At 63.3% G+C, this 25,371-nt stretch carries 20 protein-coding genes and 1 pseudogene; 13 read left to right on the forward strand and 8 right to left on the reverse strand.

Features of this window, described 5'->3' with window-relative positions; genetic code table 11:
- Positions 1-6 precede the first annotated feature (6 nt).
- Positions 7-282: a polyhydroxyalkanoic acid system family protein gene (locus AC2T3R_RS24170; protein ID WP_486744369.1), complete on the reverse strand. Its 276-nt coding sequence runs from the start codon at positions 280-282 to the stop codon at positions 7-9.
- A 124-nt stretch (positions 283-406) separates the two neighbouring features.
- On the opposite strand from AC2T3R_RS24170, the gene ubiE reads away from it, so the two are divergent.
- The 12 genes and pseudogenes from ubiE (at position 407) to AC2T3R_RS24230 (ending at position 10,741) form a co-directional block, all read left to right on the forward strand.
- Positions 407-1,177: a bifunctional demethylmenaquinone methyltransferase/2-methoxy-6-polyprenyl-1,4-benzoquinol methylase UbiE gene (gene ubiE / locus AC2T3R_RS24175; RefSeq protein ID WP_013974541.1), complete on the forward strand. Its 771-nt coding sequence runs from the start codon at positions 407-409 to the stop codon at positions 1,175-1,177.
- Complete coding sequence (locus AC2T3R_RS24180; RefSeq protein ID WP_410951893.1) at positions 1,177-1,800, forward strand: ubiquinone biosynthesis accessory factor UbiJ; 624 nt, start codon at positions 1,177-1,179, stop codon at positions 1,798-1,800. Before ubiE ends, AC2T3R_RS24180 begins: the two co-directional genes overlap by 1 nt.
- The gene (gene ubiB / locus AC2T3R_RS24185; RefSeq protein WP_486744370.1) at positions 1,797-3,419 is read left to right on the forward strand and encodes a ubiquinone biosynthesis regulatory protein kinase UbiB; all 1,623 of its coding nucleotides are present in this window, start codon (positions 1,797-1,799) and stop codon (positions 3,417-3,419) included. Before AC2T3R_RS24180 ends, ubiB begins: the two co-directional genes overlap by 4 nt.
- 72 nt (positions 3,420-3,491) lie before the next feature.
- Positions 3,492-3,884, forward strand: coding sequence for a phosphoribosyl-AMP cyclohydrolase (hisI, locus tag AC2T3R_RS24190; RefSeq protein WP_013974544.1), 393 nt, complete (start codon positions 3,492-3,494; stop codon positions 3,882-3,884).
- Position 3,885: 1 nt separating this feature from the next.
- Complete coding sequence (locus tag AC2T3R_RS24195; RefSeq protein ID WP_015272093.1) at positions 3,886-4,221, forward strand: phosphoribosyl-ATP diphosphatase; 336 nt, start codon at positions 3,886-3,888, stop codon at positions 4,219-4,221.
- Positions 4,222-4,375: 154 nt separating this feature from the next.
- Positions 4,376-4,648 carry a twin-arginine translocase TatA/TatE family subunit gene (locus AC2T3R_RS24200; RefSeq protein WP_003259853.1) on the forward strand — a complete coding sequence of 91 codons (273 nt, stop codon included), beginning with the start codon at positions 4,376-4,378 and terminating at the stop codon, positions 4,646-4,648.
- A gap of 3 nt (positions 4,649-4,651) precedes the next feature.
- Positions 4,652-5,029 (forward strand): Sec-independent protein translocase protein TatB, encoded by a 378-nt coding sequence (gene tatB, locus AC2T3R_RS24205; protein WP_003259854.1) that lies wholly within the window; start codon positions 4,652-4,654, stop codon positions 5,027-5,029.
- The gene (gene tatC, locus AC2T3R_RS24210; RefSeq protein WP_013974546.1) at positions 5,026-5,814 is read left to right on the forward strand and encodes a twin-arginine translocase subunit TatC; all 789 of its coding nucleotides are present in this window, start codon (positions 5,026-5,028) and stop codon (positions 5,812-5,814) included. The genes tatB and tatC overlap by 4 nt, the downstream gene beginning before the upstream one ends.
- Entirely contained in the window at positions 5,811-6,518 is a 708-nt protein-coding gene (locus AC2T3R_RS24215) for a 16S rRNA (uracil(1498)-N(3))-methyltransferase (protein ID WP_486744372.1), read from the forward strand. Before tatC ends, AC2T3R_RS24215 begins: the two co-directional genes overlap by 4 nt.
- A 217-nt stretch (positions 6,519-6,735) precedes the next feature.
- Positions 6,736-7,680, forward strand: a pseudogene (locus tag AC2T3R_RS24220) (methyl-accepting chemotaxis protein); the annotation flags it as partial.
- Between the two features lie 141 nt (positions 7,681-7,821).
- Positions 7,822-8,535: a methyl-accepting chemotaxis protein gene (locus tag AC2T3R_RS24225; RefSeq protein ID WP_404940928.1), complete on the forward strand. Its 714-nt coding sequence runs from the start codon at positions 7,822-7,824 to the stop codon at positions 8,533-8,535.
- A 262-nt stretch (positions 8,536-8,797) separates the two neighbouring features.
- Positions 8,798-10,741, forward strand: a complete 1,944-nt coding sequence (locus AC2T3R_RS24230; RefSeq protein WP_486744373.1) for a methyl-accepting chemotaxis protein — start codon at positions 8,798-8,800, stop codon at positions 10,739-10,741.
- A 110-nt stretch (positions 10,742-10,851) separates the two neighbouring features.
- On the opposite strand, the gene AC2T3R_RS24235 is transcribed toward AC2T3R_RS24230, so the two are convergent.
- From AC2T3R_RS24235 to pip, 7 genes are all read right to left on the reverse strand, one after another.
- Entirely contained in the window at positions 10,852-11,586 is a 735-nt protein-coding gene (locus AC2T3R_RS24235) for an amino acid ABC transporter ATP-binding protein (protein WP_013974550.1), read from the reverse strand.
- Complete coding sequence (locus tag AC2T3R_RS24240) at positions 11,579-12,541, reverse strand: amino acid ABC transporter permease (RefSeq protein WP_410951895.1); 963 nt, start codon at positions 12,539-12,541, stop codon at positions 11,579-11,581. The genes AC2T3R_RS24235 and AC2T3R_RS24240 overlap by 8 nt, the downstream gene beginning before the upstream one ends.
- Before the next feature lie 78 nt (positions 12,542-12,619).
- Positions 12,620-13,417, reverse strand: a complete 798-nt coding sequence (locus AC2T3R_RS24245; protein ID WP_024087841.1) for a transporter substrate-binding domain-containing protein — start codon at positions 13,415-13,417, stop codon at positions 12,620-12,622.
- Positions 13,418-13,670: 253 nt separating this feature from the next.
- Entirely contained in the window at positions 13,671-16,244 is a 2,574-nt protein-coding gene (gene mdoH, locus AC2T3R_RS24250; protein WP_486744374.1) for a glucans biosynthesis glucosyltransferase MdoH, read from the reverse strand.
- Positions 16,237-17,958 (reverse strand): glucan biosynthesis protein G, encoded by a 1,722-nt coding sequence (locus AC2T3R_RS24255; protein ID WP_015272100.1) that lies wholly within the window; start codon positions 17,956-17,958, stop codon positions 16,237-16,239. The genes mdoH and AC2T3R_RS24255 overlap by 8 nt, the downstream gene beginning before the upstream one ends.
- 263 nt (positions 17,959-18,221) lie before the next feature.
- Entirely contained in the window at positions 18,222-18,659 is a 438-nt protein-coding gene (gene dtd, locus AC2T3R_RS24260) for a D-aminoacyl-tRNA deacylase (protein WP_013974555.1), read from the reverse strand.
- Positions 18,656-19,627 (reverse strand): prolyl aminopeptidase, encoded by a 972-nt coding sequence (pip, locus tag AC2T3R_RS24265; protein ID WP_013974556.1) that lies wholly within the window; start codon positions 19,625-19,627, stop codon positions 18,656-18,658. Before pip ends, dtd begins: the two co-directional genes overlap by 4 nt.
- A 170-nt stretch (positions 19,628-19,797) precedes the next feature.
- Between pip and AC2T3R_RS24270 the strand changes: the two genes are divergently transcribed.
- Positions 19,798-25,323, forward strand: coding sequence for a dermonecrotic toxin domain-containing protein (locus tag AC2T3R_RS24270; RefSeq protein WP_486744375.1), 5,526 nt, complete (start codon positions 19,798-19,800; stop codon positions 25,321-25,323).
- Positions 25,324-25,371: the final 48 nt, after the last annotated feature.

Raw genomic sequence — 25,371 nt, forward strand, 5'->3', positions numbered from 1 at the left:
AAGGGGTCAGGCCAGGGCTTTGTCCAGCGCCCGCTCGATCTCGCCCTTGATGGTGCCGCTCATCATCGACAGCACCATGCCCAGCTTCAATTCGACGCGGATGCGGTCATCGAAGATGTGCACGCTGCCGTTGGCACCACTGCGCGCCACGTCGACCCGGTCACCGTTCCAGGTGGCCTTGAGGTCGTATTCGCGGGTCAGTTTGTCGACCAGCGCTTCAGCCTTGGCACGGGCGGCATCGCGGCCGAGGGAATGTTTGCGTTCGACGCTGATCTGGGTCATGCGGGTGTTCCTGAAGATGAAGACATAATGGGCATTATGCCCGCCCCTGCCCACTGGCACACCCCGCCAAGACAAATCTGCCCGTTCGCCCTAGAATGGCGGTAATTTTTTCCGGTGAAGCGATATGAACGACCAGCGCAAAGGCGACCACGCCGAACCCACCACCCATTTCGGTTACCAGGACGTCCCTGAAAGCCAGAAGGCGAAGAAAGTCGCCGAGGTGTTCCACTCGGTAGCGGCCAAGTACGACCTGATGAACGACGTGCTTTCCGGCGGTATGCACCGCCTGTGGAAGCGCTTCACCATCGAGCTGTCGGGCGTACGCGCCGGCAATCGTGTACTGGACATCGCCGGCGGTACCGGCGACCTGGCCGCCAAGTTCTCGCGGCTGGTCGGCCCGACCGGTCAGGTAGTGCTGGCCGACATCAACGAATCGATGCTCAAGGTCGGCCGTGACCGCCTGCTCGACCGTGGCGTGGCCGGCAACATCGAGTTCGTTCAGGCCGACGCCGAGAAGCTGCCATTCCCGGACAACCACTTCGACTGCGTGACCATCGCCTTCGGCCTGCGCAACGTCACCCACAAGGACGAAGCCATCCGCTCGATGCTGCGCGTGCTCAAGCCAGGCGGTCGCCTGCTGGTGCTGGAGTTCTCCAAGCCTACCAACAAGCTGATGTCCAAGGCCTACGACGCCTACTCGTTCGCCTTCATGCCGCTGGCCGGCAAGCTGATCACCAACGACTCGGAGAGCTACCGTTACCTCGCCGAGTCGATCCGCATGCACCCCGATCAGGAAACCCTGAAGGCCATGATGGTCGAGGCCGGTTTCGACCGGGTCACCTACCACAACATGACCAGCGGCATCGTTGCCGTGCATCGGGGGATCAAGCCCTGATGCTGCTGGCCGGGCTGCTCGCCAGCGCCGAACATGGCCTGAACCGCGTCCTGCGCATGGACAGCACGGCCCTGCCGCGGCTGGCCGCGCTGGAGGGCAAGGTCATCGAGATCGACTGCCGCCAGCCAGCCTTGCAGGTGTTCATCCTGCCCGATGAAGAGGGCCTGATGCTCGCCGCCCACTGGCAAGGCGAGGTCGACTGCAGCCTGCACGCCCCGGCCGGCAGCCTGGCGCAACTGGCCCTGGCCAGGGACAAGACCGCCGTGCTGCACAGCCCGCAAGTCGAACTGCATGGCGACAGCGCCGTGCTGCTCGACCTGTTCGGTGTGCTGCAGGACCTGGAGCTGGACTGGGAACACGAACTGCAACGCTGGCTTGGCCCGGTCGCCACGGCGCTGCTGGCCGGCCACATCCGCCTGCGTGCACGCTGGACCCGCCAGGGCCTGGCGCGCTTCAGCCAGAACCTTTCCGAGTACCTGGCCGAAGAGTCCCGTACCCTGGTCGGCAAGCGCGAAGCCGAAGCCGCCTTCAGTGAGCTCGATACCCTGAAGCTCGATACAGAACGCCTCGAGGCGCGCCTCAAGCGCCTCTCCCGATCCCTTGATACCAGCGATAACGCATGAAGCTGCTCGCCGTCCGCCGTCTTTTTCGCATCCAGCGTGTGGTGATCCGCTACCGTCTCGATGACCTGCTGTTCGACCTGCCGCTGCCCTGGTGGCTGATGAGCCTGCGCCTGCTGATGCCGTGGCGCTGGCTGCCGCGCAAGCCGTCCGAGCTCAACCGAGGCGCGCGCCTGCGCCTGGCCCTGCAGGACCTGGGGCCGATCTTCATCAAGTTCGGCCAGTTGTTGTCCACCCGCCGTGATCTGCTGCCCAACGACATAGCCGATGAACTGATGCTGCTGCAGGACCGCGTGCCGCCGTTCGACCCCAAGCAGGCCGTGGCACTGATCGAGGCGCAGCTGGGCGCCCCGGTAACGCAACTGTTCAGCCGCTTCGACGTCGAACCACTGGCCTCGGCCTCGGTGGCCCAGGTGCATGCTGCGCGCCTGAAAAGTGGCGAAGAAGTAGTGGTCAAGGTGGTGCGCCCGGGCCTGAAGCCGGTGATCGCCCAAGACCTGGCCTGGCTGTTCCTGATCGCCAAGGCCGCCGAGCGCGCTTCGGCCGACGCCCGCCGCCTGCACCCGGTGGAAATCGTCGGCGACTACGAAAAAACCATCTACGACGAGCTCGACCTGCTGCGCGAAGCGGCCAACGCCAGCCAGTTGCGGCGCAATTTCGAAGGCTCCGAGCTGATGTACGTGCCCCAGGTGTACTGGGACCTGTGCCGCCCCAAGGTGCTGGTGATGGAGCGCATCTACGGCGTGCCGGTGACCGACATGGCCACCTTGGCCGATCAGCGCACCGACATGAAGCTGCTGGCCGAACGAGGCGTGGAGGTGTTCTTCACCCAGGTGTTCCGCGACAGCTTCTTCCATGCCGACATGCACCCGGGCAACATTTTCGTCAGCACGGTCAAACCATGGAGCCCGCAGTACATCGCCATCGACTGCGGCATCGTCGGCAGCCTGACCGCCGAGGACCAGGACTACCTGGCGCGCAACCTGATCGCTTTCTTCAAGCGTGACTACCGCCGCGTCGCCCAGTTGCACATCGACTCGGGCTGGGTACCGGCGCACACCAAGGTCAACGAGTTCGAAGCGGCGATCCGCACCGTGTGCGAGCCGATCTTCGAAAAACCGTTAAAGGATATTTCCTTCGGCCAAGTGCTGATGCGCCTGTTCCAGACCGCCAGGCGCTTCAACATGGAAGTGCAGCCGCAGCTGGTATTGCTGCAGAAAACCCTGCTCAACATCGAAGGCCTGGGCCGCCAGTTGTACCCAGACCTGGACCTGTGGAGCACCGCCAAGCCATTCCTCGAGCGCTGGATGCGCGACCGCATGAGCCCCAAGGCCGTGCTCGGCAACATCCACAGCCAGGTCGAGCAACTGCCGCACCTGGCCGACATGGCCCGCGACCTGCTCGAGCGCCTGTCGCAACCGCACCTGCACGATCCGCAACTGCCGGAGCGGCGCCGCCAGGGTGACCGCTGGGCGCTGCGCCTGCTCGGCGCCGGCCTGCTCGGAGGTGGCGCGGTACTGGCCGCTGGCGCCGCCGCCGCAGCCGCCAGCCTGGCCGCCCCTGCCGCCTGGCCGGCCTGGCTGATGCTGGCCGCCGGCCTTTACCTGATCGTGCGCCAATAGCCAGCCGCGCCCATGGCTGGCACACTAGCGCAAAGGGCCCGGCACAGGAGCGGGCCCGCTTTGGAGTCGACGATGAAAGACTGGCTGGACGAGATCAAGTGGAACAGCGAGGGCCTGGTACCGGCGATCGCCCAGGACCACAAGACCGGACGCGTGCTGATGATGGCCTGGATGAACCGCGAATCGCTGGCCCTGACCGCCGCCGAGCAACGCGCCATCTACTGGTCGCGTTCGCGTGGCAAGCTGTGGCGCAAGGGCGAGGAATCCGGGCATGTGCAGAAGCTGCATGAAATGCGCCTGGACTGCGATGCCGACGTGATCATCCTGATGGTCGAGCAACTGGGCCATATCGCCTGCCATACCGGCCGTGAAAGCTGCTTCTACCGCGTCTTCGAAGACGGCCAGTGGAAAACCGTCGACCCGGTCCTGAAAGACCCGGATGCCATCTACAGCGCAGGACACTGACATGAGCGACACCCTGAACCGCCTGGCCGAAGTGCTTGAAGAACGCAAGCAAGCGGCCCCCGACAGCTCCTACGTGGCCAGCCTGTACCACAAGGGCCTGAACAAGATCCTCGAAAAGCTCGGCGAAGAGTCGGTCGAGACGATCATTGCCGCCAAGGACGCCGCGGTCAGCAAGGATTACAGCGATGTCATCTACGAAACCGCCGACCTGTGGTTTCATAGCCTGGTAATGCTCAGCGCGCTGGGCCAGCATCCGCAAGCCGTGCTCGATGAGCTGGAACGCCGCTTTGGGCTTTCCGGGCATGATGAGAAGGCTGCACGAACGCCTGCTGCCTGACGTATTTGGGGGCGCCTGTGGGAGCGGGCGTGCCCGCGAAGAATGCGACGCGGTATATGGCACCGGCTACGCCGGTGTTCGCGGGCATGCCCGCTCCCACAGGGGCCGTGTTGCCGGATCGATTTGCTGTACACACATTTTTCAGGAGTACGAAATGGGTATCTTTGACTGGAAACACTGGATCGTCCTGCTGGTGGTCGTGGTCCTGGTGTTCGGTACCAAGAAGCTGAAGAACTTCGGCAGTGACCTGGGTGAGTCGATCAAGGGCTTCCGCAAGGCCATGAGCGACGAAGAGAACAAGCCGGCCGAGCAGACCCCGCCGCCTGCCCAACCCGTTCCACCGGTGCAGAACACTGCCCAGCAGAACCAGGGCCACACCATCGAAGGCCAGGCCCAGCCGGTCCAAGAGCCGCAGCGGAAAGACTGACCCATGTTCGGCATCAGTTTCAGCGAGCTGCTGCTCGTCGGCCTGGTCGCCCTGCTGGTGCTCGGCCCCGAGCGCCTGCCCGGTGCCGCGCGCACGGCAGGCCTGTGGATCGGCCGGCTCAAGCGCAGTTTCAACAGCATCAAGATGGAAGTGGAGCGCGAAATCGGCGCCGACGAAATCCGCCGCCAGCTGCACAACGAGCACATCCTGCAGATGGAAGAGGAAGCCAAGCGCATCCTCAACCCGATGACGCCACCGGCGCAGCCGCCTGTCACCACCGCAACCGTTCAGCCCCCCGCCGGGCTCGAAGCCAGGCCGGTCGAGACCGCTGCCGCCCCGGCCACGCCTTCTGAACCGCCTCAACCGCCGCGAGCCCCATGAGCGAAAATCCGGAACACGACCAGCCAATGCCGCTGGTTTCGCACCTGACCGAACTGCGCACCCGCCTGTTGCGCTGCGTTGCCGTCATTTTCCTGATCTTTGCCGGGCTGTTCTCCTTCGCCCAGCAGATCTACACCCTGGTCTCCGCACCGCTGCGCGAGCACTTGCCGGCCAATGCGACGATGATCGCCACCGACGTGGCCTCGCCGTTCCTCACGCCGTTCAAACTGACCATGATCGTCTCGCTGTTCCTGGCGATTCCGTTCATCCTCCAGCAGATCTGGGGCTTCATCGCACCCGGGCTGTACCGCCATGAAAAGCGCATTGCCATTCCGCTGCTGGTGTCGAGCATCTTCCTGTTCTACGCCGGCATGGCCTTCGCCTATTTCCTGGTGTTCCCGCTGATCTTCGGCTTTTTCGCCAGCGCCACGCCGGAAGGCGTGTCGATGATGACCGACATAGCCAGCTACCTCGACTTCGTGATGACGCTGTTCTTCGCCTTTGGCGTGGCCTTCGAAATCCCGGTGGCGGTGGTGCTGCTGGTATGGATCGGCGTGGTCGACGTGAAGTACCTGAAGAAGATTCGCCCCTACGTGATCATCGGCTGCTTCGTGGTCGGCATGGTCCTTACCCCGCCGGACATCTTCTCCCAGACCCTGCTGGCCGTACCCATGTGGCTGCTGTTCGAGATCGGCGTGCTGTGCGGCAGCCTGATCCGCAAGCGCAGCGCCCACGACGAAACCGCCAACGACCACAACGACCAGCCACCAGCGACCCAACCGTGAACCTGTTGCTCCTTGAAGAGGCCGACTTCGTCTCGGCCGACCGCGTCGTCCTCGCAGATAGGCGCTTCACCCACATGCAGGACATCCACCGTGTGGCGGTGGGCGACAACCTGCGCGTGGGCCGAATCAACGGCCTGATGGGCAAGGCCACGGTGCTGCGCCTGGAAAAGCACGAAGCCGAACTGGAAGTCGCCTTTGACCAGCAGCCACCGGCCAAGCTGCCGCTGACCCTGGTGCTGGCCGTACCTCGGCCGAAAATGCTGCGCCGGCTGTTCCAGACCGTGGCCACCCTCGGCGTGCCGCGGCTGATCCTGCTGAACAGCTACAAGGTCGAGAAAGGCTTCTGGCAAACACCGTTCCTGCACCCGGACAGCATTCGCGAGAACCTCATACTGGGCCTGGAACAAGCCCGCGACACCGTGCTGCCCGAAGTGATCATCGAGAAGCGCTTCAAACCGTTCGTCGAAGACCGCCTGCCGGCCATCGCCGCAGGCACCCTGGGCCTGGTCGGCCACCCCGGCCCCTACCCCGCCTGCCCGCGCGCCGTGGAGCAGCACGTGACCCTGGCCATCGGCCCGGAGGGCGGCTGGATCCCCTACGAGGTGGACCTGCTGGGCAAGGCAGGCCTGGCTCCGGTCCAGCTGGGCGACCGCATCCTGCGGGTCGAGACCGCGGTGACAGCGCTGCTTTCACGAATTTTCTGACACTCAAGTCAACTTTTACCCATAAAGTTTCCCTTCCCCAGGCCGATTGTCTTGGCAACACAACAATTAATCGTGCTGCCAAGGCGCCGGGGAGTCGTACATGTATCAATGGTTCGCCCAATCATTGGGCAATGTGAGCGTCAATCGCAAACTGGGGCTGGGCTTCGGCCTGGTGCTGCTGTTGACCCTGGCCATTACCCTGGCTGGCTGGCACGGCATGGACAGCATCATCAACCGTGGCGACAAGCTGGGAAACATCTCGGTCATCCAGCAGTACACCCAGGAACTGCGCATCGCCCGCCAGCATTACCAGCGCCAGCCTGACGAAGCCTCGGTGGCAGAGCTGGAAAAAGCCCTGGGCAATCTCGAGCGCCAGGTGCAGCTTATGCTCGGGCAGATCGAGCAGCCCGCTGACAGACAGCGCCTTGAGCAGCAACGCGAGGCCGTGCGCGGCTACCAGCAGGCATTCAACGACCTGAAACAGGCCGGCCAGCGCCGCGAGGCCAGCCGCGCCGTGCTAGGCGACACTGCCGATAAGGCCGCGGAGCTGATTGGCCGGGTGCAACGCGGCCTGCTGCAGGGTGGCGATATCAGCCAGTATCAGCACGCGGTGGAAGTCAGCGCCCTGTTGCAACAGGCGCGCTTCCAGGTACGCGGCTACACCTACAGCGGCAACGCCGACTATCAGCAAACGGCGCTGAAAGCTATCGACCAGGCCTTGGCCGAACTGCGCGCGCTACCGGCCAAAGTGCCGGCGGAGCATGCTGCCAGCCTGGACGATGCCACCACTGCCCTGGGAGGCTACCGCGACGCGGTCACCCAGTTCGGCAGCGCACAGGTCGCCAGTGAGCAGGCCCTGCAGAGCATGGTCGAGCACGGCACGGTACTGCTGCAGACCAGCCAGGCGATGACCACCTCACAAACCGCTGTGCGCGACGCCGGGGCGGCCCAGGCCAAGACCGTGCTCGCCGTGGCCACCGTGCTGGCGCTGGCCCTCGGCCTGCTGGCGGCCTGGGCCATCACCCGGCAGATCATCGTCCCGCTGCGCCAGACCTTGCACGCCGCCGAGCGCGTGGCCAGTGGCGACCTGACCCTGAGCCTGCAGGTACAACGTCGCGATGAACTGGGCCAGTTGCAGGCCAGCATGCAGCGCATGACCCAAGGCCTGCGCGAACTGATCAGCGGCATCGGTGATGGTGTGACGCAGATCGCCAGTGCTGCCGAGGAGCTGTCGGCGGTGACCGAGCAGACCAGTGCCGGGGTCAACAACCAGAAGGTCGAGACCGATCAGGTGGCGACCGCCATGAACCAGATGACCGCCACCGTGCATGAGGTGGCGCGCAATGCCGAGCAAGCCTCGGAAGCTGCGTTGATGGCCGACCAGCAAGCCCGCGAAGGCGACCGTGTGGTGGGCGAGGCGGTGGCGCAGATCGAGCGCCTGGCCGGCGAAGTGGTCAACTCCAGCGAAGCGATGAACCAGCTCAAGGCCGAAAGCGACAAGATCGGCAGCGTGCTCGACGTGATCAAGTCGGTGGCCCAGCAGACCAACCTGCTGGCCCTCAACGCGGCGATCGAGGCGGCCCGGGCCGGCGAGGCCGGGCGTGGCTTTGCTGTGGTGGCTGATGAGGTGCGCAGCCTGGCGCAGCGCACCCAGCAATCGACCGAAGAGATCGAAGAGCTGATTGCCGGCCTGCAGAGCGGCACCCAGCGTGTGGCCAGTGTGATGGACAGCAGCCGCCAGTTGACCGACAGCAGCGTCGAACTGACCCGCCGAGCCGGCAGTTCGCTGGAGACCATCACCCGTACCGTGTCTTCGATCCAGGCCATGAACCAGCAGATTGCCACGGCAGCGGAAGAACAGACGGCTGTTGCAGAGGAGATCAACCGCAGCGTGATGAACGTGCGGGATATTTCTGACCAGACCTCGGCGGCCAGTGAAGAGACGGCCAGTTCCAGCGTGGAGCTGGCGCGGTTGGGTACCCACCTGCAAGGATTGGTGGGGCGGTTCAGGCTGTGATCTGAAGCATGAGCCATCTGTGTCGGCCTCTTCGCGGGCTTGCCCGCTCCCACAGACACTGCATGGCCCTTGAAGCCTGTGCGATCCCTGTGGGAGCGGGCGAGCCCGCGAAGAGGCCGGTACAGGCAATAAATCCCACCTAATGAAGTGAAATTTCCTACCTGATTATCAGGTCAAGTCCTACAGCTCCGCTGCCGATTGGCAAAGGTGTGATGCCAGCAATACGCCTGCATCCTCGCCCCCAATCGCACGGAGATTCCTCATGCTCGGCTACCTCAACCGCAAGCTCGGCAACATCAGTGTCGCCGCCAAGCTAGCCCTCGGCTTTGCCGTAGTCCTGCTGCTTACCCTGGCCACTACCGTCAGTGGCTGGCGTGCACTGGATGACGCCATTGTGCGCTCGCAGCAACTCAGCGAAATCGGCCTGATCAACGACCTGACCAAAGACTTGCGCGCAGAGCGCATCACTTACCGCGTACTCAACGACAACGCCAGCAGAACGCGGATAGCCAACATTCTCGACCAGCTCAACAGCATGCTGAGCACCTTGCAACAACGTAGCAGCGTGGATGAATCCCGGCAGATGCTGACCGAAAAGCTGGCGTTGCTGCAGCGCCTGCGCGGCGATTTCAGCGAGCTGGAGAATACTGTCGCCAAGCGTATCGCCCTGCGCCAGGCCATGCAGGCCCATGAGCAAAAGCTCACCGAAGTGATCGACGATCTCCAGACCCAGGCCTTGCTGAGGATGCCTGCCGACAGCCAGCAAAGCGGTGTGCTGGGGCTGATGGACACGCTTAGCCGACATATCGACGGTGCCAACCAGCAGAGCCAGGTTCCGGCCTACACCTTCTCCCCTGTAGAAAGCTTCGCCAAGGTCGGCGACAGCTCCCTGGATGCCGCCGCCAGCAGCCTTGCGCAACTGCTCAAAGGCCTCGCTCCACTTGGCTTGCCCCATGCGCTCACCCAGCAGCCCGGCGAGCAGCTGGCCAAGTACCGCGCCAGCCTGGATGAGTATCGTCGGGCTGCGGTGCGTGTCGAACAGCTGCAAAACAACATGGAGAACATGGGCAACGAGCTGCGCGCGGTAAGCCTGGAACTTGGCAAACGCAAGATCGAGCAGCGCGACAGGGAAGCCCTTGAGGCCCGCTCGCTGCTGACCACTGTAGCCCTGCTGGCGTTGGTCGTAGGCGTCGTGGCCGGCTGGCTGATCACCCTGCAGATCACCCAACCTTTGCGCCAGACCCTGGCCGTGGCCGGGCGCATCGCCAAGGGCGACCTGAGCCAGGTCGAACCGGTGCAACGCCGCGACGAGATGGGCCAGTTGCAAACCAGCATGCGCGAAATGACCTTGAGCCTGCGCGAGCTGATCGGTGGCATCGACCAGGGCGTCAGCCATCTGTCACAGGCCGCCACACAGCTGGCGGCCAGCAGCGAAGACACCAAGCTGCGCATCAACCAGCAACGCGAGGAAACCGACCAGGTGGCCACGGCCATGAACCAGATGAGCGCCACCGTGCAGGAAGTGGCGCAGAACGCTGAACAGGCCTCGCTGGCGGCGACCAACGCCGACCAGCAGGCGCAGATCGGCGACCAGGTGGTGGCCGAAGCCATTGGCCGTATCGAACAGCTGGCCGGGCAGATGGATCATTGTCTGGCGGCCATGCAGCACCTGGCGGGCGAGAGCCAGCGCATTGGCAGCATCCTCGATGTGATCAAGTCAGTGTCCGAGCAGACCAACCTGCTGGCCCTGAACGCGGCGATCGAAGCGGCACGGGCGGGTGAAGCCGGGCGTGGTTTTGCCGTGGTGGCCGATGAAGTGCGCGGTCTGGCCCAGCGTACCTCGACGGCGACCGAGGAAATCGGCCAACTGATCGACAGCCTGCACAACGGCACCGACGAAGTGACCCGCCTGCTGGACAACAGCAAGAGCCTGACAGAGCAGAGCGTGGAGCTGAGTCGCAAGGCAGGCCAGGCCCTGAGCCAGATAACTGACACCGTTTCGAACATCCAGGGCATGAACCAGCAGATCGCCACGGCCAGCGAAGAGCAGAGCGTGGTCGCCGAGCAGATCAATCGCAGTGTGCTGAATGTGCGCGATGTGTCGGATCAGACCAGTGCGGCCAGTGAGCAGACGGCGGCGTCGAGCGGGGAACTGGAGCAATTGGGGCAGCAGTTGCGGGGGATGGTGGGGCGGTTCAACATCTGAAACCGAGTCGCCCTCTTCGCGGGCACGCCCGCTCCCACAGGTATATCACCCCCTTCAAGGCGGTGGTGGGCCTGTGGGAGCGGGCGTGCCCGCGAAGAGGCCGGTGCGGGTTAAAGCACCTGGCGCAGGAACGCCTGCGCGCGCGGGTCTTTCGGCGAGGCGAAGAACGCGGCCGGGGCCGAGTCTTCGAGCAGCTTGCCATGATCGAAGAACAGCACGCGGTCCGCCACTTCACGGGCAAAGCCCATTTCGTGGGTAACGCAGACCATGGTCATGCCTTCCTGGGCCAAGGTCTTCATCACGTCCAGCACCTCACCGACCATTTCCGGGTCAAGCGCCGAGGTTGGCTCGTCGAACAGCATCACTTTCGGGTCCATGGCCAGGGCCCGGGCGATCGCCACCCGCTGCTGCTGGCCACCGGACAGGCGCGACGGGTATTCGTTGGCTTTCTGCGCAATGCCCACCTTCTCCAGCAGCGCCCGGGCCTTGGCCTCGCGGTCGGCCTTGTTGCGCTTGCGCACCACCTTCTGTGCCAGGCACAGGTTCTCCAGCACGGTCATGTGTGGGAACAGGTTGAAGTGCTGGAACACCATGCCGACTTCGCGGCGGTAGGCGTTGATGTCGGTCTTCGGGTCGGCCAGTTGCAGGCCGTCGATGGCCACATGGCCTTCGTCGAAATGCTCCAGGCCGTTGAGGCAGCGCAGGAAGGTCGATTTGCCCGAGCCCGACGGGCCGAGCACCACCACCACCTCGCCCTTGGCGACCTGGGTGGTGACGTTATCCACAGCCCGTACCACGTGGCCACGGGTGTCGAAGACTTTAAGCAGGTCACGGACTTCAATCACTTTGCGCAAGCCTCCGCTCGAGCCGGCTGGCCAGGTGCGACAGCGGCAGGTTGATCAGCAGGTACAGGCCTGCCACGCAGAACCAGATCTCGAAGGTCGAGAACGAGGTGGTAATGGCCTCGCGGCCGCTCTTGGTCAGTTCGGTGATGGCAATCACCGACACCAGCGAGGTGTCCTTGACCAGGCTGATGAACTGGCCGGCCAAAGGCGGCAGCACGCGCTTGAAGGCCTGCGGCAGGATGACGTGGCGCATCGACTGGCCCGCGTTCAGGCCCAGCGAGCGGGCCGCTTCGTTCTGGCCCTTGGCAATGGACTGCACGCCGGCACGAACGATTTCGGCCACGTAGGCGCCAGTGAACAGCGCCAGTGCAGCCACCCCGGCAAACTCACGGGACAGGTTGAGCACGGTACCGATGAAGAAGTAGAAGATGAAGATCTGTACCAGCAGCGGTGTACCGCGCACCAGCTCGACATACACCGTCGACAGGTCACGCAGCGTAGGGTTGCTGGACAGGCGGCAGAGGCCGGCGAACAGGCCGATCAACAGGCCCAGAGCACCGGATACCACCGAAATCCAAAGCGTGGTCCACAGGCCCCAGGCCAGCGGGCCGGCCGCCCAGTGACGGGTGACGCCAATCTGGTCGCCTTCGGAAACATCGTCGCCGCGGGCCAGCTGCAGGCTGTCCTTGTCCACATCGAGCACCTGCTCGGCACCGCTCTCATCTCTCAGCGTGACACGGGCATTGTCGCCAGAGATGACGATGTCCTGCACGGTGCCGTAACCGGCGGCGCGCTGTGCTTCCTCAGCCTTGTAGGCGAAGTACTGCGGTACGCGGTTCCAGCGCCATTCGTAGGAAATCATCGAGGTGGCCATGTACAGGCTGAACGCCAGGCCCACCAGGACCAGGGCAGTCAAACCGTGCCAGGGCCACTGGGCTTTCTTGTGTTTGATCACGTGGGGTACTTCCGTAAATACGAACGCGCAGGGTTTGCCTGCGCGTCGGGGTCATAAAGCCGGCTTGTGGCCTGGGCCTTATTCCATTTCCTTCAGCCAGTCCTTGTTCTTGAACCACTTGTCGTGAATACGATCGTAGGTCCCGTCATGCTTGATCTGGTGCAGGAAGTTGTTGATGAAGTTGATGCTGTCGTAGTCGCCTTTCTTCAGGCCGAAGGCCAGCGGCTCGTAGGTGAAGGGTTCTTCGAGGAACAGCAGCTTGCCGGCACCGGCCTTGTCCACTGCCACCACGTTGTACGGCGCGTCGTAGACGAAGGCGTCAGCCTTGCCGTTGACCACGTCCATCACCGCTTCCTGCTCGTTGTCGTAGCCGTGGTACTTGGCCTTGGCGATCAGCTTCTTGGAAACCATTTCGCCGGTGGTGCCGAGCTTGGAGGTGATGCGGTACTTCTCGTTGTTCAGGTCCTTGTACGACTTGATCTCGCCCGCCAGTTCCTTGCGGATCAGCAGGGTCTGGCCAACCACGATGAAGGGTTCGCTGAAGTTCAGGCGCAGGTTGCGTTCCTGGGTCAGGGTCATGCCGCTGCCGATCATGTCGAACTTGTCGGTCAGCAGGGCCGGGATGATGCCGTCATAGGCCGTGGATACCGGCTCGAACTTGACGCCCATGGACTTGGCCATGGCCTTGAGGATATCGACTTCGAAGCCGATGATCTCGCCACGCTTGTTGGTCATCTGGAACGGCATGTAGGTCGGGTCCATGCCCACCCGCAGGGTGCCGCGCTTGACCGCGTCATCGATCGCGCCCGCCTGGGCGGCCGTTACGGCGACCAGGGCGGTGACACCGACCAGCAGTCGCGAAAGGTATTTCTTGATCATCACCAAGTCCCCTAGCAAGAAAAGTAGCGAATCTTATTGTTGGCATGGCCGTCGTGGCCAATGCGTCATATCGGAGAGGGATGCTAACGCATGGCGGCTCGGGGACCTAGAGCCGGGGGGGACTTTGTTGGCCAAAATCGGTGGGAGCCCTGAAAAGCTTCGCGGGCACGCCCGCTCCCACAGGTACAGTACATGCCTCAAAGGCTGTGAAGTACCCTGTGGGAGCGGGCGTGCCCGCGAATAGGCCCGATCAGGCGCCGACGAGTGCCGGTTGGCCTTCATTCTCCGGATGCAACGGCAACAGCGGCGAATGCGGGTCGTTCTTGATCGACGCACGCCACACGTCGATCCACGCCGCATTGTGCTCGGCCCAGACCTGCTCGTGCAGGCGGGTCAGCGCCACCGGGTCGCTGAGCAGGGCCAGGCGGGTATTGAGGTCCAGCCCTTGCGGCCCGACCTCCATCGCCTTGGCCACGCGCTCGGCGCGCAGTGCCTCGATCGGCGCCGCCTGACCATGACGGGCAGTGGCCATGGCGCAGGCCAGGGCGTTCTGCCGCGGGTCGACCACAGCCCGCACGAAGCCGTCATGCAGGGCATGCCAGCGGTTTTCGTGGGTGTACTGGTCGGTGGCCAGCAGCTCCTGCGGAGTGGCGTATTCCTCGGGGATGAGGAACAGCTTCTCGTCCTTGGCCGCCAGGCCCAGGCGGGTACGGCTGGAGATCACCGAAACCGGGATCGACAGCACCAGCGAACCAACGATTGGCGCCAGCCACCACAGGAAGCTCGGGTTCAGCCAGGCCACCAGCGCCGCCCAGGCAATACCCAGCAGGGTCTGCGGGCCGTGGCGGCGCACTGCTTCGCTCCACGGCGTGGAGTCGTCGTCACGCTGCGGCGAGTTCCAGGTCGCGGCCCAGCCGAGGAACGCGGCCAGCACGAAGCGGGTGTGGAAGATCATGCGCACCGGAGCCAGCAGCATGGAGAACAGCATCTCCATCAGCATCGACAGGGTGACCTTGATGCGCCCGCCAAACTCGGTCGCGCCCTTGGCCCAGATCAGAATGACGCTGAGCAGCTTGGGCAGGAACAGCAGCACGATGGTGGTGGAGAACAGCGCCACGGCCTTCTCCGGGTGCCACTGCGGCCACAGCGGGTAAAGCTGGTACGGTTCGATGAAGTACTGCGGCTCCATCAGCGTGTTGGTGGCCAGCAGCGCGGTCGACAGCACCAGGAACAGGAACCACAGCGGCGCCGACAGGTACGACATCACACCGGTGAGAAACACCGCACGGTGCACGGGGTGCATGCCCTTGACCAGGAACAGGCGGAAGTTCATCAGGTTGCCGTGGCACCAGCGGCGGTCGCGCTTGAGCTCATCGAGCAGGTTCGGCGGCAGTTCTTCATAGCTGCCCGGCAGGTCATAGGCAATCCACACGCCCCAGCCGGCACGGCGCATCAGCGCGGCTTCGACAAAGTCGTGGGAGAGGATTGCACCGGCGAACGCACCCTTGCCCGGCAACGGCGCCAGGGCGCAGTGCTCGATGAACGGCTTCATGCGGATGATCGCGTTGTGGCCCCAGTAGTGCGACTCGCCCAGCTGCCAGAAGTGCAGGCCGGCGGTGAACAGCGGGCCGTACACGCGGGTGGCGAACTGCTGCAGGCGCGCATACAGGGTGTCCATGCCCGAGGCCTTCGGCCCGGTCTGGATGATGCCGGCGTCCGGGTTGGCCTCCATCAGGCGCACCAGGCTGCTCAGGCACTCGCCGCTCATGACGCTGTCGGCGTCGAGTACGACCATGTACTTGTATTCGCCGCCCCAACGACGGCAGAAGTCGTCGAGGTTGCCACTCTTGCGCTTCACCCGGCGCCGACGACGGCGGTAGAAGATGCGGCCGAAGCCTTTGGTTTCGCGGCACACGTCCAGCCAGGCCTGTTGCTCGGCAACGGCGATGTCGGTGTCGTTGGTGTCGCTGAGCACGAAGAAGTCGAAGCGATCGAGGTTGCCGCTGGCGGCCACCGACTCGAACGTTGCGCGCAGGCCGGCGAACACGCGCGGCACGTCTTCGTTGCAGATCGGCATCACCAGCGCGGTACGCGCCTCGGGCGCGATCGGCTCGTTGCCTGCACTGCTACCCGAAATCTTGTACTTGTCGCGCCCGGTGAGCAGCTCGAGGAAGCCCATCAGCGCAGTCCAGAAGCCCGCCGATACCCAGCAGAACAGGATGCCGAAGAGAACCAGGATGGACGTCTGCAAGGCATACGGCCAAACCTGCACCACGGTGTCCCACAGCGGCTGGTTGACGACTTCGTCAAAGTCCACGAACGACCAGCCCTGGTACGGCAGGATGCCCTTCATGTACCAGCCGGCAACGATGGTCTGGCCGATCATCAGCGCCAGCAGGATGTAACGGCGGATCGAACCGACCGTACGCCAGCGGGCTGGCGGCAGCTCGCGCTTGGGCGGCTGCGGGGCGTTGGTGCGGCCAGTCATGCGCCGCCACATGCGGATCAGCACGTTGGTACGCCATGGCTCGGGCACGACCTTGGTGCGCTTGATCGGCGGGGCGATCTTCAGGCACAGGCGGCCGCTGCCGTCGACACCAAGCATTTCGGCGTCTTCCAGCTCGGCGGCGCTGCCTACGGTCAGGCGCGGGCCCACCGAGGCCTGCACGGCCTCGGCAGAGCTGGCGGCCGGGTTGGCCGCCAGGCGTTGGTGCAGCTCACTGAATGACGTGCAGCTGGCGAGTTCCGCCCGTTGCTCGTCGCTCAGTGGTAGGTGGGCCAGGTACTCGCGAAGCGATTCCGGCCTTGCGCTTGAGTTACTCATCGGCAGGCAACTGATAGCTCCAGGTCTCGGTCAGCACCTTCTCGGTGGTGGCCGGGGTCCCGTTGGTGGGCGCCGCATCGGCGGCAGGTTGTTCGGCCTTGGCGGCTTTCTCGGCCTTGGCTTGCTTGGCTGCAGCCTTGTCCTGCTTGGCGTCCTTGGCAGGCTTGGCGGCTTCGACCGGCACGTCACGCACAAGCGCGGCACGCATTTCGGTCGATTTGTTGGCTTCCTTGACCTTCAAACGCAGGGTCAGGCGCCAGCCCTTGGTCTCAGGGTTATAGCGCAGGTTGTTCTCGACCACCTCGGCGTTGTCGCCCACGCTGATCTGGCTGCGCACGGCGGTGTCTTCCGGCAGGGCGGCCAGCGCCGGGCCGGCGAAGTCGACCAGGAAGGCCACGCTGCCGTCTGGCTGGCGGATCAGGTTGGATTGCTTGACGTCGCCGGTGGAACGCAGGGTCTGCTTGACCCAGCCCAGCTCGGGAGCCTGGAACTTCGGCTCGTCGATGGTCCAGTGCAGGCGGTACGCGTACTCGAATGGCTTGCCTGGCTCAGGCAGCTTTTCCGGGCTCCAGAAGGCCACGATGTTGTCATTGGTCTCGTCGGCAGTCGGGATTTCGACCAGGTCGACGGTGCCCTTGCCCCAGTCCCCCTTCGGCTCGATCCAGGCGCTCGGGCGCTTCTGGTAGTTGTCGTCGAGGTCTTCGTAGTCGCTGAAGGCGCGCTGGCGCTGCATCAGGCCGAAACCACGCGGGTTCTCGACGCTGAAGTTGCTCACGGCCAGGTGTTTCGGGTTGTTCAGCGGGCGCCACAGCCATTCGCCGTTGCCGGCATGGATCGACAGGCCTTCGGAGTCGTGCAGGGCCGGACGGTAGTTGAGGACCTTGGACGGCTGGTTGGGGCCGAACAGGTACATGCTGGTCAGCGGGGCAATGCCCAGGCGGCTGACATGGTCACGCAGGAACACGCGGGACTGCACGTCGACCACGGTATCGTTGCCTGGGCGCAGGGTCAGCTTGTAGGCGCCGGTGGAACGCGGCGAGTCCAGCAGGGCGTAGATGACCAGGTGCTTGTCGGCCGGCTTGGGCTTCTCGACCCAGAACTCGGTGAAGCGCGGGAACTCCTCGCCCGACGGCAGTGCGGTGTCGATGGCCAGGCCACGGGCCGACAGGCCATATACATGGCCCTTGCCGACCACGCGGAAGTAGCTGGCGCCAAGCAGGGTCATGATCTCGTCCTGCTTGTCGGCCTTGTTGATCGGGTACAGCACGCGGAAACCGGCGTAACCCAGGTTCTTGGTGGTTTCCGGGTCGTGTGGCACGTCACCGAACTCGAAACGGCTCGGGTCGTACTTGATTTCCTCGACCTTGGTGGCGGTGACCTCGTTGATCTTCACCGGGGTGTCGAAGTGCATGCCCTGGTGATAGAACGACAGCTTGAACGGGGTCTTGTCCTTGGCCCACTCGGCCTTTTCCTGCAGGAAATGAATCTTCTGGTAGTCCGCGAACTTCATGTCGCGGAATACGGCCGGCAGGTTGCTTTTCGGTGCTTCGTACTTCTGGCCGGCCAGATCCTTTGCCTTGGCTGCAACATCGTCAAGATTGAATGCCCACAGCTGGCCCGCGCTCATCAGGCCGACCAGTGCAACACTGGCCATCAGGGCCTTGCGCAGCCCGGTACCGGGGATTCTTGATGCTTTTTGGGGACTAACAATCACGAGCAACCCTCGCCGAAAACAGATCATGAAACCAACGGCCAGCGACAAATGCCGGGTTGGCGAGCACTGTTCGGACCCCGTGAGGGCGTAATGATTCCCCAAACGGATCCAGACAATACTCGAGTCAGAGTGAAACGAACCTGCGAACGCAGGTCCATGCAGCGCGCGATTATCCAGCAGGTCGCGTGACAACGCATCAGGCTGGAACAACTATTTATCGTACAAAACCCCTTGTTTTCCTGTGAACAAGGGGTTTTTTAACCTCATATTTGTAACATAAATGTTACGGGGCCATCATTGACCAGGTGCACCTGCATGTCTGCGCCGAATTGCCCGCTTGCCACATCGGCGTGCCGGGCCTTCGCCTGCTGCAAAAGATAGTCGAACAACTCGGCGCCAAGGGCCGGTGGCGCTGCCGTCGAGAAGCTCGGGCGCATGCCGTTGCGGGTGTCTGCCGCCAGGGTGAACTGCGACACCAGCAACAAACCTCCCCCCACATCCTTGAGCGACAGGTTCATCTTGCCCTGCTCGTCGCTGAACACCCGGTAGTTCAACAGCTTGTGCAACAGTTTGTCGGCCTGCTCACGGGAATCTTCAGGCTCGACGGCCACCAGCACCAGCAAACCCTGGTCGATGGCACCGACCACCTCCCCCGCTACCTCCACCCGTGCACCGCGCACGCGCTGCAGCAGGCCCCTCATGCTTCTTCCAGGGGCAGGTCGAGCAAGCGCCGGGCCATCTGGTCGGCGGCACGCACCAGGGCATCAGTGATGCCCGGCTCGGAAGCCGCGTGGCCAGCGTCACGGATCACCTTGAGCTCGCTGTTCGGCCAGGCCTGGTGCAGCGCCCAGGCGTTGTCCAGCGGGCAGATCACATCATAGCGGCCATGCACGATCACGGCCGGCAGGTGGGCGATCTTCGGCAGATCGCGGATCAGCTGGTCCGGCTCGAGGAAGGCGTTGTTCATGAAGTAGTGGCATTCGATACGGGCGATCGACAGTGCACGCTGCGGCTCGGAGAAGCGGTCGACCACCAGCGGGTTGGGACGCAAGGTGGCGGTACGGCCTTCCCAGGTGGACCACGCCTTGGCCGCGTGCATCTGGGCGATCTGGTCGTTGCCGGTCAGGCGCTTGTGGAAGGCCGTGACCAGGTCACCGCGCTCCTCCGGCGGGATTGGCGCGATGTAGTCCTGCCAGTAATCGGGGAACAGGCGGCTGGCGCCTTCCTGGTAGAACCACTGGATCTCCTGGGGCCTGCACAGGAATATGCCGCGCAGGATCAGGCCATGCACCCGCTCGGGGTGGGTCTGGGCGTAGGCCAGGGCCAGGGTGGAGCCCCACGAGCCGCCGAACAGCACCCACTTGTCGATGCCAAGGTGCTCGCGGATGCGCTCAAGGTCCTCGACCAGGTGCCAGGTGGTGTTGTTCTCCAGGCTTGCATGCGGCGTGGAGCGGCCACAGCCGCGCTGGTCGAAGGTGATGATGCGGTACAGGGTCGGGTCGAAGTAGCAGCGGCTCTGGGCGTCGCAACCGGCGCCCGGGCCGCCGTGGATGAATACCACCGGCAGACCTTCTGGCGAGCCGCTTTCGTCGACATACAGCACATGCGGCGCTTCCACGGCCAGATCGTGCCGGGCGTAGGGTTTGATCTGCGGGTACAGGGTCTGCATTGCGCACTCCGTGTGAGGATTATTCGGCCGTGGGCCATCATAAACCTGAATTGCGCTTTGAGCACTGCCCGCGCTGATGCCGCCGCACCTCGAGGGCACATATATCTACCTCCAGCAGCTCAGACAGGCCCGCGATAGTCCCTCGCCCCAAATCAAGCAAGGGCTTCGCCATGCCAACTGCAGTCACTGCCGCACCTAGTGTTCATTACGCCACCATCGAGCGCAGAATCCCCACCTGGCTCAAGCAGGCTCCGCCAGAAACCCAGAGCGCGATGCGCAACTGGCATCAAGCCCCTGCCTGGCTGGCGACGGCAATCCAGCAACAGCCGGAAGTCGCCAAGGCATGGCAGGAAGAGCACGCACGTCACCGCGAGCACCAGGTGCAGGTGCACAAGCTGTTCGAAAAGCTTCCAACCCTGGAAGCGTACGCCACCAAGACACTCAACGAAGCCATCAAGCAGCGATTCAGGCTTGACCTGGACGTGCGCAACACCTACCTCGTCGATGCCCGCCAGATCGAAACGACCAATGCCATCGACAGCCGCCAGGCCGTCGACCGGGCTACACGCTCGCTGCTGCACTGCGCCTTGCACAACTTCGACCAGGATGCCGCTGCCGAGCATGGCATGGACGCGCCCGCCTCCCTGCTCAAGAGGTCGGTCATAGTCGATCACCGGCGCTTCATGGGCACCGTGCCTATCACCAATGCACTGGATATCGCCGCCGAAGATTTCGCCGATTTGTGTCGTACGCTGGATATCGGCGGCAAATACCATCAACAGGTACATGCCATCTACTATCCAGCGGCCACGCCGCCACTCGGCGCGGATGAAGCCGCACTGACCGTTTATGAAACACTGGGGCGTGCAGAGGTCTCGGCATTCCGGCAATCCCTGCATTTGGCCCGCCTCAAGGGGGATATCAGCGAGGCGCTATATTCCGCCGCTCTTGCCACGCCACTTGACCAGGCGCCATCGCCCTCTTCGCCGGTGACGTTCAGCCTGCTCGACTTGTGGGAAGCCGAGCTCACCGGCGTTGTGCTCATCACCCTGCAAGCTGAAGAGCATCAGGCAGTGGCGCTGTACATCCCCGAAGACAGCACAACGCCCCTCAAGGAATTCGCCAGCCAGGAAGCCATGAACGAAGAGTTGCGCGACAGGCTCCAGGCCGATATCGGCTACCTGGACAGGCATCTCGCCGACCGCGACAAGGCGCCGATAACCACCCGTCTGAAGGACCGGCTAATGCCCCTGGCCTGGAGTGCCCGCGGCCTGCATGAACGTGTTCCGGACCCGCACGCCACCCTGTATCCGGTCACAAAGCCTTTCAGCCACGCCTTCCAGGGCGTGATGACGTTCCAGAAGACCCAGCGTCATGAGAAGGATGTGCTGTTCCACGCCACGCCAACCGAAATCGTCGATCGGCGCACCGCCCAAGCCCACCGAGAGCTGATTGCCGGCCGTGTGCTCACGGCCTTGAACATCGCCGGCTTCTTCGTGCCAGGGCTTGGCGAGGCAATGCTTGCTGTTTGCCTGGCCCAGCTGGCCCATGAGGTGTATGAAGGGATCGACGCCTGGGAAAACGACGAGCGTGATACTGCCTATGGCTATCTGGTCGATGTGATCGAAAACGTGGCCATCATGGCCGCCCTCAGCGCAGCAGCCAAAGCTTTGAGAGGCTTGCACGGCAGCGAAACCGGCACCTCGCTGGAAGGGCCGGAGATTGAAGAGCCAGAGGATGAGGAGCCAGGGATAACCCGTATTCCGGTAGAAACGCCTTCATTCATCGAAGAACTGGAAGACGTGGAAACATCCGACGGTCAGACGCGGTTGTGGAAACCCGACCTCACGCCCTATCAGAGTCACGAGACGCTGCCCCATGACCTGGTACAGGACGAACTGGGCCTACGGCATCACCAAGGCAAACGCTGGCTGGTACTGCAGGGCAATCAGTACATCGTCAGCCAAACGCCAACGACTGGCGAATATCGTTTGCAACACCCTGCAAGTCCTCGCCGTTACCAGCCGCCAGTGCGGCACAACGGTGCCGGAGCATGGTTGCACGTTACGGATAAGCCACTGAGTTGGTCGGGCATGACACTCCTGCGCCGCATCGGCCACTTGAGTGGGCACTTTGACGAGCCGACGCTGCAACGGATTATCGCCGTCAGCGGCGTACACGAAGACGAGCTGCGCCGGGCCCTGGCCGAAAACCAGCGGCTGCCGGCCTTGCTGGAAGACACCCTGCAACGCTTCAAGCTGGACGAAACGTTCCGCCAGCTAGCGGACGAGAGCACTCGGCCAGCTGAGTTTGCCAGGGCCTACGCCGGCCTTTCGCGCGACCTGGCGCCGGGTGCCGAGGCCATCCAGAGGGCGTATCCGAAATTGCCGTCAGCAGTCGCCAATGAGCTGGCACGCGAGGCCAGTGCCCTCGAACTGCAGATGCTCGACAGTGGCAAGGTACCACTGCGCCTTGGCGAGGAGGCCCGCGTCTACCAGCAACAAATTCGCCTTGCCCGCTCCTGCGAAGGGCTGTACCTGTCCAGCGTACCGAGCTGGGATAGCGACCTGTTGATCATGCATACGCTCGAACGCTTGCCAGGCTGGCCTGCACAGACCAGGCTCCGGCTGCTCCAGCGCATGTCCTGGCCAACCCAGGATCATGCCATTGGCACGCCGGGCAACCGCCCATACACGACCATCACCCATGCCCCGGCAGGGTACATCGTCCACGACGAAAGCCTGCCCAGTGCGGCGGTCAAGGTGTACCCAAGCCTTTACGCTGCATTGTACGAGGCACTGCCCACGGCGATGGCGAGCATGGACGTCACCGATCAGCAAGCGCTGCAGCGCCTTGTACAGGAAAGCCCGTTACTACCCCGCCCAGCCCTGAGGGTGCTGCTGGGCATGCAGCCCGTACGCCCCGGCTACCGTTCTCCCATGCGCCTGGCCGATGGCCGCCTGGGCTACCCACTCAGTGGCGGCGGCCCGGCCACCCACGGCATCACCCGTCAGCGCCTGCTCGAAGCTATCGAAGCCACAGGGCTCGCCACACGCACCGGCCGCTCGGCAGATCAGATTCTGCTGGCACTTGCCAGCCGCGGCCGTACACAGCTGCAGATATTCGAACATTTGCAGACGCTGCTGGAGCAACGCAACGAGCTGCAAAGCAGCCTGGACGATTGGAGCGAAGCCATTTCGCCGGCAAGCGACCAGGCAGCCCACGACTACGACAGCCTGCGTGACTCGATCATGCAACATTGGTACGAGACTGCGCTGGAGGAGAGCGCAGAGCCCACGACCGAACTGCGTATCGCCCGCGTCCCACTTGCCGACGTACCCCTCACCTTGCCCGCGTTTTTCAACACACGCGTGCGCAGCCTGAGCCTGATCGACCTACCGTCAGGATCGCTGGCGGGCTGGGCGCAAAACGAGCGCCTGCTGCAGCGCCTGCTCAGGCAGATGCCGCAGATCGAGTCGCTGGAAATCAGCCGTGCGTTTGACCCCAGGGCAACGCCCTCGCCCTTCCTGTTCAGCGTGCCCACCATCACCGAGTGCCTGCCAGCGTTGCAACGACTGGTGCTCACCAACCAGAACATGACGCTCTCCGAAAGCGACCTGAACCTGCTGTCAGGGCTTCGCCAATTGAGATATCTGGACCTGAGTGGTAACCGGCTGGCGCAGAGCAACAGGCCAAGTTTCCATGAGTTGACCCTGGACTACCTGGGCCTGGACCAGATGCAGCTGGCCCAATGGCCGATCGGGATTGGCAGCGACGCCCTGGCGCGCATTTCCCATCTGTCGTTGCGCCACAACAATCTCAGGTCGTTGCCCTCGTTCCTGCTTCATGAAGCGGACATGCTGACCACCCCACCGGTGATCTCGCTGGAAGGCAACAGCATCAATGAATCTCACCTGCAGCGATTGTTGCTGAACGAGCGCGTCGACACCTCGGGCATCACCACGGACCAGCCAGAAGCACTATCCGAACAACTCGCACGCATTCGCGATGAGCGACGACAGATGCGCGATGCGATCGATGGCTGGGCCCAGGCATCCAGCTCGAGCAACCCATTGACCCAAGCCGCGCTAGCAGACAGGCAACGTATCGCGTCAGCGATCGGTCAATTCTGGGAACAACAGGAGCAGGGCCAGTCCTACCTGCGCCTGCAACTTGAGGACGTGGCTATCGAACATTTCCCCAGGCGGCTTCCAGCGTTCTTTGGCGCCCGCGTACGCGCACTCAGCCTGACGCGGTTGCGAGGCAGCGCCTCACAGCTCGATGAACTACTCAGCCGGTTCCCTAACATCAGCCGGTTGACCATCGATGAGCACCAGGCCGCCATGCCCTCGCTGGCATCCGCTCTGGCTCGCCTTCCCCAGCTCACCTTCCTGGAGTTTCGCAACATGGGCCTTGAGGTCGATCAGGCCATGCTCGACATTTTCGCAGGGCTGCGAAACCTGACGTCGCTGGACCTGTCGGGCAACCGCATGGGCAGCATCGACCGGGTGCCCGCATCGCTGGCCAGCAACCTGCAGTCACTCGCATTAACCAACATGAACCTGCAAGCCTGGCCCAGCTGGTGTGACAGTTTGCTGCCACTGGAACTTCTCGACCTGAGCTCGAACAACATCACCCAGTTGCCCGAGCACATCCTGTCGAACCTGAACAATCCCATGCCAATCTCGTCGATCGCCTTGTTCGACAACCCGTTGCCTCTTGAAACCATCCTGCGGGTACGCACGTTCTCGGACAGCCAGCACAGCTATTCCTTTGCCCTGGATATCCCCGACGACCTGATGTTCTTCGATACTTCCAGCGAAGGATCTCTCGACCACCCTCACTTCCCACTGCTCGGCGATGATACGCCCAGGCTGGAGGACTGGATGCTGGGTAACGAGGCACAGAATGCAGCATTGCGGGAGTGTTGGGAGCGGCTTGAAGGCAGCGATCTGTTGCGTCTGACAGGCCGTCTGCACAATGCCGCTCCGTACGTTGACCCGAATACGCGAACCACCTTCTGCGAACGGGTACGCATCATGCTGGTGGTGGCTGCAAGCAACGAAACCGAACGCCCGATCATGGAGAGCATCGCTGCTGCGGCATTGCCCGACCCGGCAACCGGCTCGCAGACCTGCCACGATGGAGCGCTGCAGGAGTTCAACAATATTGAACTGTATCTGATGAGCCAACGCCTGTTGATCGACGCCGGCGATTCCCTGCAAGCACTACGTCGTCGCCTGTTGCAACTTTTCCGGATCGAACAGCTGGAGCTGATGGCCAACCAACGGACTGGCACAGGTGACCGGGTATCGGTACGCCTGGCCTACCGGCGGGAACTGGCCAAGGAACTGGACCTGCCGATCGCCGACAGCATGCGTTTTCGAGGTGCTGCGAACCTGGCGCGCGATGAGTTATCCAGCGTGCTGGAGAAGGTCCGGAAAAGTGAACTGAGCGATGCACTGGTCGAATACATGCTGGCGAATACGGATTGGACCACGCGTCTGCGAGCCGAATTTGCCGACCGCTTCGCCGAAATAGAAGCACGTTTCCGCCTGCGGGTGCTTGAGCTGGCAAGCAAGGACCACTCGCTTCAGGACGAGTTGAACTTGCAGCAAGGCCTGCAAGATGACAAGGATCAGGAAGAGAGGGAGCTACTGCGCGAACTCACCATCAAGCAAATCAACAACAACTGAGCAGTAGTGACTGGCGACGCGAACAACCTGCATCGCGTCGCCATTCTC

The organism is Pseudomonas sp. PVC-5-1 (genome assembly GCF_057444345.1).

Excerpts from the sequence above, each read along its gene's own strand:
- tatB (WP_003259854.1), top strand. The coding sequence starts at position 4,652 with ATGTTCGGCATCAGTTTCAGCGAGCTGCTGCTCGTCGGCCTGGTCGCC.
- mdoH (WP_486744374.1), bottom strand. The coding sequence starts at position 16,244 with ATGAGTAACTCAAGCGCAAGGCCGGAATCGCTTCGCGAGTACCTGGCC.
- dtd (WP_013974555.1), bottom strand. The coding sequence starts at position 18,659 with ATGAGGGGCCTGCTGCAGCGCGTGCGCGGTGCACGGGTGGAGGTAGCG.
- ubiE (WP_013974541.1), top strand. The coding sequence starts at position 407 with ATGAACGACCAGCGCAAAGGCGACCACGCCGAACCCACCACCCATTTC.
- AC2T3R_RS24180 (WP_410951893.1), top strand. The coding sequence starts at position 1,177 with ATGCTGCTGGCCGGGCTGCTCGCCAGCGCCGAACATGGCCTGAACCGC.
- AC2T3R_RS24200 (WP_003259853.1), top strand. The coding sequence starts at position 4,376 with ATGGGTATCTTTGACTGGAAACACTGGATCGTCCTGCTGGTGGTCGTG.
- hisI (WP_013974544.1), top strand. The coding sequence starts at position 3,492 with ATGAAAGACTGGCTGGACGAGATCAAGTGGAACAGCGAGGGCCTGGTA.
- tatC (WP_013974546.1), top strand. The coding sequence starts at position 5,026 with ATGAGCGAAAATCCGGAACACGACCAGCCAATGCCGCTGGTTTCGCAC.
- AC2T3R_RS24225 (WP_404940928.1), top strand. The coding sequence starts at position 7,822 with ATGAACCAGATGACCGCCACCGTGCATGAGGTGGCGCGCAATGCCGAG.
- AC2T3R_RS24170 (WP_486744369.1), bottom strand. The coding sequence starts at position 282 with ATGACCCAGATCAGCGTCGAACGCAAACATTCCCTCGGCCGCGATGCC.
- AC2T3R_RS24270 (WP_486744375.1), top strand. The coding sequence starts at position 19,798 with ATGCCAACTGCAGTCACTGCCGCACCTAGTGTTCATTACGCCACCATC.
- pip (WP_013974556.1), bottom strand. The coding sequence starts at position 19,627 with ATGCAGACCCTGTACCCGCAGATCAAACCCTACGCCCGGCACGATCTG.
- ubiB (WP_486744370.1), top strand. The coding sequence starts at position 1,797 with ATGAAGCTGCTCGCCGTCCGCCGTCTTTTTCGCATCCAGCGTGTGGTG.
- AC2T3R_RS24195 (WP_015272093.1), top strand. The coding sequence starts at position 3,886 with ATGAGCGACACCCTGAACCGCCTGGCCGAAGTGCTTGAAGAACGCAAG.
- AC2T3R_RS24230 (WP_486744373.1), top strand. The coding sequence starts at position 8,798 with ATGCTCGGCTACCTCAACCGCAAGCTCGGCAACATCAGTGTCGCCGCC.